The sequence below is a fragment of the Pseudaminobacter soli (ex Li et al. 2025) genome, from assembly GCF_003012705.1.
Taxonomy (GTDB): Bacteria; Pseudomonadota; Alphaproteobacteria; order Rhizobiales; family Rhizobiaceae; genus Pseudaminobacter; species Pseudaminobacter soli.
Genome location: NZ_PXYL01000002.1, coordinates 174,786 through 189,255 on the forward strand (window position 1 = coordinate 174,786; position 14,470 = coordinate 189,255).

The 14,470-nt window shown below is 60.7% G+C and carries 11 protein-coding genes and 2 pseudogenes; 7 read left to right on the forward strand and 6 right to left on the reverse strand.

What is annotated here, in order from left to right; all coding sequences use genetic code 11:
* Window positions 1-162 precede the first annotated feature (162 nt).
* Together C7I85_RS04430 and C7I85_RS04435 are read right to left on the reverse strand one after the other, a co-directional pair.
* Entirely contained in the window at window positions 163-1,674 is a 1,512-nt protein-coding gene (locus C7I85_RS04430) for a S10 family peptidase (protein WP_106722743.1), read from the reverse strand.
* Between the two features lie 115 nt (window positions 1,675-1,789).
* Window positions 1,790-2,453 (reverse strand): annotated as a pseudogene (locus C7I85_RS04435) (amidohydrolase).
* 255 nt (window positions 2,454-2,708) lie between these two features.
* Between C7I85_RS04435 and C7I85_RS04440 the strand changes: the two are divergent.
* From C7I85_RS04440 to C7I85_RS04450, 3 genes are read left to right on the forward strand one after another with little or no spacing between them, the layout of a single operon-like run.
* On the forward strand, window positions 2,709-3,473 hold the full coding sequence (locus tag C7I85_RS04440) for an NADPH-dependent F420 reductase (protein ID WP_106722744.1): 765 nt from the start codon (window positions 2,709-2,711) through the stop codon (window positions 3,471-3,473).
* The gene (locus tag C7I85_RS04445) at window positions 3,470-4,837 is read left to right on the forward strand and encodes an NTP/NDP exchange transporter (protein ID WP_181257082.1); all 1,368 of its coding nucleotides are present in this window, start codon (window positions 3,470-3,472) and stop codon (window positions 4,835-4,837) included. Before C7I85_RS04440 ends, C7I85_RS04445 begins: the two co-directional genes overlap by 4 nt.
* Window positions 4,834-5,727 carry an aldo/keto reductase gene (locus tag C7I85_RS04450; RefSeq protein WP_181257083.1) on the forward strand — a complete coding sequence of 298 codons (894 nt, stop codon included), beginning with the start codon at window positions 4,834-4,836 and terminating at the stop codon, window positions 5,725-5,727. The genes C7I85_RS04445 and C7I85_RS04450 overlap by 4 nt, the downstream gene beginning before the upstream one ends.
* 153 nt (window positions 5,728-5,880) lie before the next feature.
* Here C7I85_RS04450 and C7I85_RS04455 read toward each other — a convergent pair whose 3' ends face one another.
* The 4 genes from C7I85_RS04455 to C7I85_RS04470 form a co-directional block, all read right to left on the reverse strand.
* Window positions 5,881-6,657: a MetQ/NlpA family ABC transporter substrate-binding protein gene (locus C7I85_RS04455; RefSeq protein ID WP_106722746.1), complete on the reverse strand. Its 777-nt coding sequence runs from the start codon at window positions 6,655-6,657 to the stop codon at window positions 5,881-5,883.
* A gap of 41 nt (window positions 6,658-6,698) precedes the next feature.
* On the reverse strand, window positions 6,699-7,367 hold the full coding sequence (locus C7I85_RS04460; protein WP_106722747.1) for a methionine ABC transporter permease: 669 nt from the start codon (window positions 7,365-7,367) through the stop codon (window positions 6,699-6,701).
* Window positions 7,357-8,454 (reverse strand): methionine ABC transporter ATP-binding protein, encoded by a 1,098-nt coding sequence (locus C7I85_RS04465; RefSeq protein WP_428832815.1) that lies wholly within the window; start codon window positions 8,452-8,454, stop codon window positions 7,357-7,359. Before C7I85_RS04465 ends, C7I85_RS04460 begins: the two co-directional genes overlap by 11 nt.
* A gap of 443 nt (window positions 8,455-8,897) precedes the next feature.
* Window positions 8,898-9,104, reverse strand: a complete 207-nt coding sequence (locus tag C7I85_RS04470) for a hypothetical protein (RefSeq protein ID WP_106722748.1) — start codon at window positions 9,102-9,104, stop codon at window positions 8,898-8,900.
* Window positions 9,105-9,540: 436 nt separating this feature from the next.
* Here C7I85_RS04470 and C7I85_RS04475 point away from each other — a divergent pair.
* From C7I85_RS04475 to C7I85_RS04490, 4 genes and pseudogenes are all read left to right on the forward strand, one after another.
* Window positions 9,541-9,990: pseudogene (locus tag C7I85_RS04475) on the forward strand (transaldolase family protein).
* A 139-nt stretch (window positions 9,991-10,129) separates the two neighbouring features.
* Window positions 10,130-11,269, forward strand: coding sequence for a glycosyltransferase (locus tag C7I85_RS04480; protein WP_106722749.1), 1,140 nt, complete (start codon window positions 10,130-10,132; stop codon window positions 11,267-11,269).
* Between the two features lies 1 nt (window position 11,270).
* The gene (locus C7I85_RS04485) at window positions 11,271-12,722 is read left to right on the forward strand and encodes a DUF4038 domain-containing protein (RefSeq protein ID WP_106722750.1); all 1,452 of its coding nucleotides are present in this window, start codon (window positions 11,271-11,273) and stop codon (window positions 12,720-12,722) included.
* A complete protein-coding gene (locus tag C7I85_RS04490; protein ID WP_106722751.1) occupies window positions 12,712-14,388 on the forward strand; it encodes a hypothetical protein in 1,677 nt (558 codons plus the stop codon). Before C7I85_RS04485 ends, C7I85_RS04490 begins: the two co-directional genes overlap by 11 nt.
* The last annotated feature ends 82 nt before the right edge of the window (window positions 14,389-14,470 follow it).

The window sequence follows — 14,470 nt, forward strand, 5'->3', positions numbered from 1 at the left end:
GACGCTTACGCGAATTGAAAGATGGCAGATTGCCAATCTGGCGCTCGATAAGCTGATCGTGGGCGACGCGGCAAAGGGATGCACCGCGCGGCCTCATACTTCACGTCGTCCGGGAGGCCGGCTCAGGCACGTGAAGCGCCGTCACAGGCCCCAATGCCGGCCTCACTGTGTCGTCTGATACAGCTCCGACGCGGCCTTCTTCAGCGCGCTGCGGCTGTCGGGCCTGAGATACATCATGTGCCCGCCTTCCAGCAGCTCGGTGCGAATGGGCTTCGCGCCCGGCAGAGTAGCGAGTTGGTCGACGAGGTAGGCCGATGTCATGTAAGGCGTCACAAGGTCTGTGTAGCCATTGACGATCAGCACGCCCATGCCTGGGTTCAGTCCCCGCGCCTGCTGGAGATCACCCATCACGCCTGCGTAGCCCTGATGGGTCGGGCCGATCCCGAAATCCCAACTGCCGCTGATCTCGCGGTTCAGCAGTCGGTAGCTCAGCTCCGTGCGAAAATTCAGTTCCTCACGCGCATAGGTGACAAAGGCCGAGGTGAGCACAGGCACGCTTCGGTCCAGAACGGGATCGGGGCCGTCGAGCCCCAGACTCTCCGGCGCGACGTCGGCCGTTTCGATCGTTCCGTCATAGGGGCTGAGAACGTGGTTCTTGGCCCGTGCAAATTCCTTCGCAAAAAGCATCGTGGGGATGCGCGCGAAATTCCGCTGGACCAGATTGAGAGGCAGGCTGGTGATGTCGGCCACGCGTTCGCTTGCCATCCGCCCGCCTTGCTCCAGCCCGCTCGTGAGCGCCGTGAGATAGTCGCCCAGCGCATAACGTTCGATCTCGGAGAGCCGCTCGCGAAGCGCCGGGCCGGTGACACCTTGGCTGCTCAACCGCACGGCCGCCAGCGATGGCAGCTCGAGCGCCCAATGGAGTGGCTGGAACTCGTCGGGACGGGCGAGGGCGAATTCGAGCGCCGGCGAGATCAGCACGATGCCGCTCGGGCTGATGCCGACATCTTCCTGGAGGGTCTTGGCAAGCAGCGCCACTCGAAATCCGCCATAGCTTTCACCCGCCAGATAGACCGGCGACGCCGTGCGACCCTCCTGCAGGAGAAAGAGCCGGATGAACGCACCCATGGATGCAGCGTCCTGTTTGACGCCCCAAAAACTCCGCGCCTCCTGTCCCGGTGCCTCGCGGCTGTAGCCCGTGCCGACCGGGTCCACAAAGACGAGATCGGTCATGTCGAGCCAGGTGTTCGGATTGTCCAGAAGCCTCTGCGGAGAGGGCAGGAAATGTCCGTCCTCGGCCGTTGCAATGACACGCGGACCAAGGGCGCCAAGATGCAGATAGGCGGAAGCGGCGCCCGGTCCCCCATTGAACACGAAGGTTATCGGGCGGCGAGGGTCAGGCTCGTGGCTTGCCCCGGAGCGGAGCGCGTAGGCGACATAAAAGACCTCGGCGGTGACCTCACCCTTCCCCGAGAGCAGCGACACGGTACCGGCCTTTGCCTGGTAATCGAGCGTGCGCCTGTCAACTTCGATGGAATGATCGGAGGTTCGCGCCTTCGGGAGCAGTGACAGGATTCCGCCCGACGGTGCCGGTCGCTCAGCGGTCTCGGCATGCGCTGCCCCGATACCGCCGATCAGCAGCAAAACGACAAGGATGGTTTTTCCCAGCTTCATGCGCGTAATGCCTCCGTTGCGGAATTGCCTGCATCCTCGCCGTGCGCGGCTGCAGGCAGCAAATGGATTACCGGTATTTAGGCGCAATTCACCGCGAAGGGATACTCAACCGCCTTCAGCCATTCAGTCGCTGCGACACCAGTTCGGTCCAATAGCGGATGCCGTGGACGATCGCGCCATCGTTGAAGTCATAAGCGGGATGGTGAAGGTCGGCCGAGTCGCCGTTGCCGATCCAGATGAACGCGCCCGGCCGCTTTTCCAGCATATAGGAAAAGTCCTCCGAGCCCATGGTGCAGGGCCAGTTGCCGTCCACCCGCTCTTCCCAGAACGCCTTCCTCGATCATCACCCGGCCGCCGCCACCGCCTTCTTCGGCGGGCTGGAAGATCAGCACCACGGTGCCCGCAAAATCGCGCGTGGCGGAAAGATGTTTGGCGGTGCCGAGCAGCATGGCCGTGTGGCCGTCATGACCGCAGGCATGCATCATGTTTTCCACCTTCGACGCATGCGGCAGGTTGGTCTGCTCCGACATCGGCAGGGCGTCCATGTCTGCCCTGAGTCCAATCGTGCGCCCGCCTACGCGGCGGCCCTTGATGATGGCAACCACACCGGACTTGGCGATGCCCGTCACGACCTCGTCGCAGCCGAATTCCTTCAGCTTCTCCGCCACCAGAGCCGATGTCTTCGGCAGGTCGAACAGCAGTTCCGGAAACTGGTGTATCTGCCGCCGCCAGGAGATGGCTTCTTCAGCGATAGCGCCGATTGCGTCATGAGGGGCCATTCGAGATTCTCCGTTTCCGACTTCCAGCACCCGCTCTAGCACGATCCGCTCCGTTGATCGCCATCGCGCTCCAAGCTTTTGTGTCTGAGCATGGTCTTATCCGAAAAGTCAGCGGCTTTTCGGGATCATCCTTTATGCCAGCGGCCGAAACGGCGAACCTTGTCGATCACCGAGAAATGATGGCAGCGACTTTGATCTTGGGGCCGGAGAGGCCGATATCGCATTGAAGCTGAAGTAGGACGTACGGAGGCTTGCATGCCCAGGCAAGAATCCACTGAAACCGTCAGCATTCTGCGCGAGAATGGGATCAAACGTCGTACGGTGTTGAGTGCCGGCGCCGCGCTGATCCTAGGGATGGTCGTACGGCCGTTGCGCGCTGGCGCTCAAGGCAAGCTTCGCATCGGTGTTATCGGGTCGGGCCATATCGGCAGCACAGTCGGTACGCTCTGGGTCAAGGCCGGTCATCCGGTTCTGTTCTCCTCGCGTCATCCCAACGAGCTCAGAGAGTTCGTCGCGGGCCTCGGCGAATTGGCGAAAGCCGGCACTGTCGAACAGGCGATCGCGTTCGGCGATGTGCTGTTCGTCGCTGTCCCCTACGGTGCGCTGCCTGAGATCGGTCGGGACTATGGCGCTGCAATGAAGGGCAAGATCGTTCTTGATGCCTGCAACGCCATTGCGCGGCGCGATGGCGTGGCGATCGTCACCGAGGTTGAGCGCAACGGCATCGGTTTGGTTTCCCAAAAATACCTTGCCGGGACGCGGCTCGTGCGCGCGTTCAATACGCTCAACTACAAGGTTCTTGCGAGCGAGGCCAATCGTTCCCCTCCTAAGCTTGCCATACCGATTGCCGGCGATGACGACGAAGCCGTGCAGACCGCGGCCGGGCTCGTCCGCGATGCAGGCTTCGATCCGGTTGTGGTCGGCAAGCTTGCCGACGCGCGCAGCTTCCAGCAGGGCGGTCCGGGCTACGGCCAGCAGGTGAGCGCAGCTGAATTGAAGCGGAAACTGTCGCTGCCATGACGCGAACGCAGTGGAACGACGTTTTCGGACCCCACACCCGTTCCCTGGGAAGCATCATCGCCGCCGGACAACGAGGCCTGGCGGCAGCTGTCCCGGCAACGCCGGAGGAACGAACCGCGGCGCTGTGGTCGTTTGGCTATTTCTTCTCACTGCTTGCCGGCTATTACGTGCTGAGGCCGCTGCGCGACCAGATGGGCATCGCCGGCGGCGTGCAGCATCTCCCTTGGTTGCTCACCGCGACATTCGTCGCGCTGCTTGCAACGCAACCGATTTATGGCGCGCTGGTAGCGAGGCTGCCGCGTGCGCGCTTCATTCCAATCGTTTATCACTTCTTTGTCATCAACCTTGCCGCCTTCTGGCTGTTGCTGACCCTTAATGTCGCGCCTGTAGAGGTCGCTCGCGTCTTCTTCGTATGGGTCAGCGTGTTCAGCCTGTTTGCGGTTGCGGTGTTCTGGTCCTTCATGGCGGATTTGTTCACCGCCGAGCAGGGCAAGCGCCTGTTCGGCTTTATCGGCGCCGGAGGCACTGCCGGTGGGCTGTTGGGGCCGATCATCACCATTGGGCTTTCGAAGCCGCTTGGCTCCGTCAACCTTCTCATTCCTGCTGCGGCGCTTTTGGAAGTGGCGGTTTTTTGCGCTTATCGCCTGGAGCGCGCGGCTACCGCACCGCCCGCCGGGCACGCCGCCGTTCGCGCCGAGCCCACCCGCATCGGCGGCAATGCCTTCGCTGCCCTGCCGGAACTGATCCGCTCGCCCTATCTGCTCGGCATCGCCGCGTGGGTTAGCCTGTTGTCGTTTGGCGCTACCATCGTCTACCTCGAACAGGCCAACATCATTGCCGCGGCGGTGCATGAGCGCGACGCGCAGACGCGCATCTTTGCCGGCATCGATCTTGCTGTCGGCCTCCTCAGCTTGGCAACACAGGTCTTTGCCACCGCGCAGGTGCTGGGGCGTTGGGGCACCGGTGCGGCGGCCGCAGCCTTGCCAGCCGTCTATATCGCCGGATTTGCCGCGTTGTTTCTGGCGCCTACGCTGGCGGTAGTGATCGCTCTCCAGGTGGTCCAGCGCTGGATGAATTTCGCGATTGCCAATCCGGCGCGGCAGGTCTTCTTCACCGTCCTCGAGCGCGGCGAGAAATACAAGGCGAAGAACCTGATCGACGTCGTCATCTATCGTGGCTCGGATGCCGCATATGGCTGGGTGTTCGACAGCCTGCAGGCGCTGGGGCTCAAGTTCGGCGGCATCGCGCTGGTGGCCATACCCGTGGTGGCTGCATGGCTTCTTCTCTCGGTCGCTCTGGGCCGAACCCAGCAACGCCGTGCCGCACTCATCGAGATGGAAGCGCCGAAAGGAGAAAGCGCATGAGCGTCAACCTGACCCGTCGCCAATTCACCATCGCAAGCGCCATGGCGTGTGTGGCTTTTCCAGCGTTTGCACAAACTTCGACGCTGCTCACTCGCGCCATTCCAAGAACCGGCGAAAAGCTGCCGGCAGTTGGGCTTGGTACCGCGCGCGTATTTGACACCGACGACGAGGAAACCCGAGGAAAGGCGGCGGCGGTTCTGCGTGCGTTGATAGCCGGGGGCGGTCGCCTCGTCGACACCTCGTCGGTTTACGGCGATGCGGAGACCGTTCTCGGCGAGACCATCGCGTCAGCCGGGCTGCGGGACAAGATATTCATGGCCACCAAGCTCGAAGCGCCCGACGCGGCCGAGCTCAAGCGTTCGCAGAAGCGATTGCAGATGCAACGCTTCGATCTGCTGCAATTGCACAATGTGAGCAATCCCAGACAATCGCTTGCCCGGTTCAAGGATTGGAAGGGGGAGGGCCTGTGCCGCTATATCGGGATCACGTCGACGAGCCACGAGGACTTTCCCGCGGTCGAAGCGGTGCTCCGGCGTGAGAAGCCGGACTTTGTGCAGATCGACTACTCGCTCGACGATCGCGAAGCGGAGAAGCGCGTCCTGCCGGTCGCGGCCGACGTCAAGGCCGCGGTGCTGACCGCCGTGCCGCTCGGGCGTGGCCGGCTCTTTCGCGCCGTGCACGGCAAGCCCATCCCGGATTGGGCGCAAGGCTTTGCCGAAGACTGGAGCCAGTTCTTTCTGAAGTTTCTGCTCAGCGATCCGCGAGTAACGGCCGTTATCCCCGGCACCGCCGATCCCGCGCATATGACTGACAATCTGGGCGCCTTACGCGGTTCGTTGCCTGATCCGGATCAACGCAAGAAAATGGAAGCACTTGCGGCAACGCTGTGATGCAGGCGGCGCCGATCACACGGGGAATCTTCGGGGGCTGAACTTCTTCAGCCGGTTCGCTGGAACGTGCCGAATGCACGACGCCCGGCGGGCGCTCAGCCGGGCGTCGCAGTTCGGGCAGTTTTGTTGCTACGCGCTATTGCCCGTGTGGGCTTACCAGGACGGGATCAGCGCGCCCTTGAACTCGTCGTTGATGAACGCCTTGATGCTGTCGTCATGATAGGCTTCGACAAGCGCCTTGGCCCACGGCGCATCCTTGTCGGCGCTGCGCACGACGATCAGGTTGGCATAGGGCGACTCCTGGCCTTCGATGGCAATAGCGTCGGTCTGCGGATGCAGGCCGGCTTCCAGCGCGTAGTTGGTGTTGATGACGGCCGCATCGACGTCGTCGAGCGAGCGGGGAAGCTGGGCGGCGTCGAGTTCGGAGAACTTGATGTTCTTCGGGTTTTCGGTGACATCGGCCGGCCCAGCCTTCAGACCAGCTTCCGGATTGACCTTGATGAGGCCTTCCTTGGCAAGAACCAGCAGCGCGCGGCCGCCATTGGTCGGGTCGTTCGGGATCGCGACGGTTGCGCCTTCGGCGAGTTCGCCAAGATTCTTCACCTTCCTCGAATAGACGCCCATCGGGGTAGTGATGGTCTTGCCGATGCTGACCAGATCGAAACCACGATCGGCGATCTGGTTGTCGAGATAGGGCTGGTGCTGGAAGGAGTTGGCGTTGAGGTCGCCGTCGGCGAGCGCCTGGTTCGGCACCACGTAGTCGGAGAATTCCAGGATCTCGATGTTGAGGCCCTTCTTGGCGGCGATCTCCTTGACCTTCTCCATGATCTGCGCGTGTTCGCCGGGCGTGACGCCGACCTTGATGTCTTCGGCCAGCGCCGGGAAGCTGACGAGGGCGGCGAGCGCCGCCGTGGCGAGGAACTTCATCATGTGTCTCTCCTTGATGATGACAAGACTTGGGAGGATTGAAATCAGCTCTTGCGGTTGCGCTTGTCGAAGCGCCGGGCAAGCGCGTCGCCCGCGCTCTGCACCAACTGCACGAGAACGATCAGCACGATCACCACAGCCAGCATCACGTCCGGCATGAAGCGCTGGTAGCCGTAGCGGATGCCGAGGTCGCCCAGGCCGCCGCCGCCGACCGCGCCGACCATCGCCGAATAGCCGATCAGGCTGACGATGGTCATGGTGAAGGCCAGTAGGATGGCCGGCCGGGCCTCGGCCAGAAGCACCTTGAAGACGATCTGCATCGGCGTCGCGCCCATGGCGCGGGCGGCCTCGATCAGCCCCTTGTCGATCTCCCGGATCGCCGCCTCGACTAGGCGGGCGAAGAAGGGAACGGTGGCGATGGTCAGGGGCACGATGGCCGCCGTGGTGCCGATCGAGGTGCCGGTCAAAAGCCGCGTGAACGGGATGATTGCCACGACCATGATGATGAACGGCGTGGATCGCGCGGCATTGACGACAAGCCCGATCGCATAGTTGAGCTTCGGCGCGGGGAACAGCTCGTCCTTCCCGCTGGTGGCCAGGAAAACCCCGATGGGCAGGCCGATCAACGATCCGATCAGGCCCGACACGGCCACCATGTGCAGTGTCTGTAGCAGCGACTTCCAGAGCAGGCCGAAAAGCATCTCAGGCGACATAGCCGAGCACCTCCGTGGACAGGCCGGTTGCGGCGAAGAAGCGGTTGGCGCGGTCGATGATTTCAGGCGCGGCCGGATAGGAGACGACGAGCGTCCCGAAGGGCTCGCCCGCGATCTCCTCGATGGCGCCGGCAAGAATGTTGACGTCGCCGCCGATCTCGGTGACCAGCCGCGCCGTCAGCGGCTGGAAGGCCGTCGCGCCGAAGAAAGTGAGGCGCACGAGAATGCGGTCGCCCGCGGAAGGCTCGTTCTTCAGGCCCGAGCGCAACCATTCCGGCAAGCTCGTGCCCAACGTGGACGACAAGAGAATTCGCGTCGTCTCGTGCTTCGGGGCGGTGAAGACGTCGAAGGTGCAGCCTTGCTCGACGATGCGCCCCTGGTCGATGACGGCGACGTGGGAGGCGATGGTCTTGACCACCTCCATCTCGTGCGTGATCAGCAGGACCGTCAGGCCGAGTTCGGCATTGATCTGCTTCAGGAGCGCCAGGATCGACTGCGTCGTTTCCGGATCGAGCGCGGAGGTTGCCTCGTCGGAGAGCAAGAGCTTCGGCGATGTGGCCAGTGCTCGGGCGATGCCCACCCGCTGCTTCTGCCCGCCTGACAGTTCCGACGGATAGCTCGCCGCCTTGTCGCCGAGGCCGACGAGATCGAGAAGCGGCTCGACCTTGCCCTTGATCTCGGCGCGGCTGAGGCCGGCAATCTCCAGTGGCAGTGCCACATTGTCGAACGCAGTGCGCGACGACAGTAGGTTGAAATGCTGGAAGATCATCCCAACCTCGCGCCGCAGGCCGCGCAGGCCCGCGTCGTTCAGCCGGCCAACTTCTGTGCCGTCGACAATCACCTTGCCCGAACTCGCCTTCTCGAGGCCGTTGACGAGCCGGATCAGCGTGGATTTGCCGGCGCCGGAGCGGCCGATGATGCCGGTAATCTCGCCGCGGCCGACGGTCATGTCCACGCCGTCGAGCGCGGTGAAGGATTTCGCGGCGCTGCCGTAGCGTTTGGTCACGGCCTCAAACGTGACCATGGGCGGCGCGGCTTGTGCGCGCTCATGCCGGTCGGCGCCGGCCGCTACAGTTGGGAATGTCATTTCAAGCTCACGTTTCAGTCAGGTCATCTGGGCGAAATAGCATCGCCGCCGCGTCATTCGAAGACGCTGCACATTCGATAACGGGTGACTAATCGTAGCATGCAATCGACCTTGGTCTCGACAATCCGGGTCCCGGTAGGCGCACCATTGCCCGAAGTTGAGGGGATTTGACAGGAATGGAATTCCCCAAAATCGGCCAATCGAGAAATTATCTCGCGCAACGCCCGCCAAGACAACTCATCGCCACCAGTCGGCTCTCGGCCTGTGGTCGAGTGGTGGCCGGCCGGCGACAGGTGGCATCGTGGCGAAGATGTCGGTGCATTTCCGTATCGGCAGCTTGCCCAAGATCAAGTGAAGCGTTTGGCAGTCAAAGGATCGCGGTCTTTCGCTGAAGAAACACTCGACCGTGCCGCCAACGCTGTCTGAAGTTCCAAAGGCGAAATCTAATCACCGACCAGCCCATCGAAGACCTCGAGCATAGCCTCACTGATCGCCTTGCCAAGTGCTGCGGCGGTCTCCGCCAGCGCTTCCTCGTTCATATCGCGAGCGGCTATTGCAAAGGCGGCGCCTTCTGCCGTCACGATTTCCTGCGCCCGCTGAATCGCCCACACGGCGAAGTCGCTACGGTTGCTGATTTCCACGGTTTCCATGTTTTCTCCTGATTTGTTTGGGCAGAGCCTTATAGCGCTTTTGCCCGACGATGTGATCGAACATCGCGCATCTTTCCGAGCCAGCTAGGTCCCCCAGTTTAGCTAAGCATCACCGCGATCCCGTTGGCCACCGTCGCTGGATCACAACCCCCACCAATTCCTCGGCACTGCTCAAGAAATTCGGCTTCACGCCCCAGGAGGTGCTTGCCGCCAGAGAGCAGGTGTGGGGCGGAGGAGGCATACGCCATGAATAGCCCGCTCAAGCAACTCGAAGCAGGCGGTTTGGCTGGACTATCTGAAGCGCAGTCTGATCGATAGGGGCAAGCTACGATCGTTCATTGAGAAGGACGGGATAAGAGGCACGACCTCGAACCCCACGATTTTCGAGATAAAGGAAGCCATGCGGCTGTGGGCGGCAGTGGAACGCCTCAATCTGATGATCAAGGTGCCGGCAACCCCGGCAGGCATACCGGCCATCCGGACCCTGGTCAGCCGCCGCCTGCACATCAACATCACCTTGCTGTTCTCGGTGAAGGTCCACGAGTAGGTAGCAGAGGCCTATTTTCCCGGGCTTGCGGATCTGCAGCAGGTCGGCGGCGACATTTTCAAGATCGATTCGGTTGCCGGCTTCTTCGTCACCCGTATCGACACCGCCGTCGACAAGCGGCTCGACAGGCTGGCCGACAAGGGGGCCGCAGAGCGCCTGCACGGCAAGGCGGCGATCGCCAATGCGAAGCTCGCCTATGCCCGCTACAAGTCGATATTCGCCGGAGAGCGATGGCATCGCCTGGCTCCGGTCGGGGCGCTGACGCTACGCCTGCTCTGGGCCTCGACCAGTACCAAGAACCCGGCCTTTGGCAGCCGCTCCTTAGGTGCACCAGCTTAAGCCTTTCGACGACCCAAGCACTGTGGACCGCGAATTCGGACGATAGAAGTGCTCGTATTGGTCAAGTTGTTCGCAGACGGTTCCGTCGCAAAATCCATCTTATCCAAGCCGGTTCGAGGCGGAAACTTGGAGAGCTGGAATGTCGGACGCTCTGAACATCGCGATTCCAACTTCGCAGCCATGGCACACCCGCGTCGCGGACGTTGCGGTTATCGTTCCGACCTTCAAGGAAGCGGACAATGTTGTCCCGCTGATTGAGAAGCTTCGCCTGGCACTCGACGGAATTGCTTGGGAGGTCATCTTCGTCGATGACGATTCTCCAGACGGGACGATCGACGTTCTTTCGGCGGTGGCGCGTACTGATGCGCATGTTCGTTTTCTTCAGCGGCTTGGCCGGCGGGGACTGTCGTCGGCAGTCGTCGAAGGAATATTGAGCACATCGACCCCATACGTCGCGGTCATTGACGCGGACATGCAGCACGACGAGCGTCTTCTCTCCAAGATGTACGCAATACTGAGCCGCAACAACGTCGATCTCGTGGTTGGCTCTCGCTACACCGCGGATGGTGGCGTCGGTTCCTGGAACAAGACACGGCACAGAATCAGCCGCTTTGCGACAGTGTTGTCGCGGCTGGTCACGAAGACGGAACTCGCCGATCCGATGAGCGGTTTTTTCATGCTTCGGCGCTCGAAGTTTGACGAGGCTGTCCGCCATCTCACGGCACAAGGATACAAGATCCTTCTCGATATCGTCGCCTCGTCCCCCGGGAAACTCCAAGTCGTCGAGTTGCCCTATGTCTTTCGGCAGAGAGAGCATGGCGAAAGCAAGCTTGATACGCTCGTGTCGCTGGAATTCCTCACGCTGGTTCTTGACAAGCTCATCGGCCGCCGGGTGCCCGTGAGATTGTTCATGTTTGCTGCGGTGGGCGCGCTGGGCGTAGTTGTACATATGGGCACTCTCGGCATGCTTCTGCGTATCGGCCAGTTTTCGTTCGTGTCGGCACAGGCAGTCGCAACCTTGACGGCGATGACTTGGAACTTCTTCCTCAACAACATTTTCACTTACAGGGACAAACGTGTGCGCGGCTTTGGGGCGATGACGCGAGCGCTTCTCTCGTTCTACGCGGTCTGCACGGTCGGCGCGCTCGCCAATGTCGGCGTTGCGAACACCTTCTTCACGTCTCACTATTCCTGGTGGCTGTCTGCGCTCGCTGGAATCATCGTCGGGTTGGGCTGGAACTATAGCGCTACCGCGCTGTTCACTTGGCGCAGTCGCTGAAATGGCATTCTCGTTCCTGCAGTGCAAGGTTCCGAGAGGCGCGGTCGTCTCGCTCTACGCCCTCTGTGTCGCGGGCTTCGCGTTGTTGACGGCCGCCGGAAATCCGCCCGCCCTCGGGATCAGCGAGCATTCCGTCCTTGAAAGCCGACCGGTATCTCTGCAGGAGGCCTCTCAGGCGAGACCGGTGTCGTTTCCTCTGAAAGTGTCAGCCAACAACAGGTATTTGATTGACTCGGCAGGTAACCCCTTTTTCCTTACGGGCGACGCCGCCTGGTCATTGATAGCCCAGTTGACCCGCGAGGATGTGGATTTCTATCTCGGAGACCGCCAGGCGCGCGGTTTCAACGCTATCCTTATGAATCTCATCGAAAACAAGTTCGCCAGCAACGCTCCGGCCAATGCCTACGGGGATGAACCCTTCCTGAGGAAGGGAAATTTCGGAACCCCGAATGAAGCATATTTCAGGCATGCAGAATGGGTCATCAAGCGAGCCGCCGAGCATGGTATGCTCGTCCTTCTGGCCCCCTGCTACTCCGGCGCCGGCGATGGCGCTGAAGGCTGGTATCGTGAGATGCAGGCCAGCGGGGTCGAAAAGCTCAGAGAATATGGCCGCTTCCTTGGAATGCGCTTCGGTCACTACCAGAACATCCTCTGGGTCGAGAACGGCGATCTCAATCCACCGGAACGCGATCTCGTGCAGGCAGTCGCACAAGGACTGTACGAGACTGAACCGAATGCCCTGCAAACATCGCACAACAGCACCGGAACGGCAGGGGCGGATTTGTGGCCGCAAGCAGCCTGGTTGACTCTGAACAACGTCTATACTTGGGGACCGGTCTCTACCGAAGCTCGGAACCAGTATTTGCACACTCCGACAATGCCGTTCATCCTGATCGAGAGCCAATATGAAAACGGGCCAGATATCACCACGCGACGATTGCGGGGGCAGGCCTACCAGGCGCTTCTCACCGGCGCTTCCGGCCAAGTCTTCGGGAATTCGCCCATCTGGTACTTCGACGGCGTGGATTTCTTCCATGCACCGCCAGGCTGGAGAAAAGCACTCGACAGCGAAGGCAGCCGGAGCATGGCCCGGTTAACGGATCTCTTCCGGCGTTTGCGCTGGCAAGATCTCGTTCCAGACGTCAACAACCGCTTTCTCGTAAAAGGCCAATCAGACGGTCAGTTGCGCAACGTCGCTGCGCGAAGCGCCGACGGCTCCATGGCAGTGATCTACCTTTCGGACGATCGCCAGATCACACTGAAAATGGGCCCCCTTGCAGGAAGGCAAGTGCGAGCCGTCTGGTGGGATCCGGTCGGCGGCGGAAGTTTCCAAGCCCAGCTGTCGCCGTTCATTGCCGGCGACACGGAGCGGTTCCGCCCCAACAGGAACAATGCCGGTGGTGACCACGACTGGGTGCTGCTCCTTGAGGCGGAAGATAACGATGACAAATGATCGTCTTGTGGCAGCCGAAACAGGCAGAGAACATCACCGGATCGTCGGTCTTTCCAACATCGCTTGGCTGACGCTTGCCGCACTATTGGTCCTTACCCTTGGGGTCGTCTCGTTCACCATATCGCCGCCCGTCATCATGGCACCCTGGGACGTCTTCATCCAGCTCGATGGTGGGTGGCGGATAGTCAACGGCCAAGTGCCGCATAGTGACTTCTACACGCCGATAGGGCCATTGGTTTACTGGCTCAGCGGTCTAGGTATTTATGTCGCGGGCACGTCGCTGAAGGGCATATCAGTCGGGATTTTGCTTTTCTTTGGCGTTGTCATGCCTTGGGCAATGCTTGTCTTGTTTCGCAAGCTGCCTGCTCCTTTGGCTTTCCTGTCGACACTGTTCATTCTGCTGCTCATCTTGGCAGTCCGGCCGCTGGGATATTCGTCATCAATCACAACATATGCGATGATCTACAACCGCTATGGATGGGTTCTAATTTCCATCCTCGCGGTGCAACTCTTCCTGCACGATCAGCCAGGCAAGTCCAATCGCGCAACTTTTGACGCCATCTCCGCCGGAATTCTCTTAGGGCTCCTTTTCCTGTGCAAGATCAGCTTCTTCGTTATTGGAGGGGCTGCCGTCCTTCTTGCCTCTCTAGGCAGGCAAGACCTGCGCCGTGGCCACTGGATGACCGTCACTAGCTTTCTTACCTTTTGCCTGGTCACCTCGGCCGTGAGCGGCCTCGATCCCATGGCCTACTTGCGAGATCTCTCTGCCGCCGGAAAGTCCCAGTCGGTCGCCCTGCGTTTTTTGTGGCTTAAGCACTCGCTCGAGGCGAATATACTGTCTGCTCTTCTTCTGGTTGGCTGTTGGCTTGCTCTGGTTGTCGTACGATATCGGCGCGGCGAGATGCCGTTTGGAGCGGCAGTTCAATCCAGTATAGTCTTCTGGGGTCTGGTGGCATCCGCCATGGTCTTGACGGTTGGAAATGCCTCGGAAGGAAGCAATGTCCCCCTTCTACCGATTGCCGCGATCATCTTACTGATCCAATCTCAACGCAGTTCCTCGTCGACGCCCACACTGTTCAGGAAAAGTCGGATGACCGCCGTCTCCTCGGTGGCTGCTTTTGGCACAATCCTTCTGCTGATCGCCAATGTGGCAGGAAGAGATGCCCTGAGTCTCATCAATGCCTATGTTGCCGGCTCGATGCGGCGTGAGGCTGACTTTGCCGATACATTTGAAGCGACTCGCTTGAGAGACTTCACAATTCCGCGCAGCTCTAACTGGGCTACAGCCTATTCAAGAGCCGGAGACGTACCAGCGCGAATCGATGAGGGGCTTGGGCTATTGCGCCAGTACATCTCTCCTGACAGCCACCTCTTGGTCCTGGCATTGACCGACCCCTTTTCATTTGCTCTGAACCTCAAACCATCGAAGGGAGCACCGCTTTGGTGGGACGTGGGGATTTCTTTCAGTCGTACAGTCTATCCCAAGCCAGATATTGTCTTCGCCAACGCAGACTTCGTGATATACCCTGTGAACTTCTCGCGGGGAGGATGTTGCGAGGAAACGGTCGCTGTCTTGCTGGAGATCTACGGCGACTACCTGAAAAGCCATTTCACAACGGTCAGCCAATCACAGCACTGGATGCTATTGCGGCGAGGCTCTGGCTAACTCTCTCACGACGCAAACCGCGAACGAGAGATCTAGTTCGCCGCTGCAGCAGTTTAGGTCCCCCACCGATATTTCCGAGGCG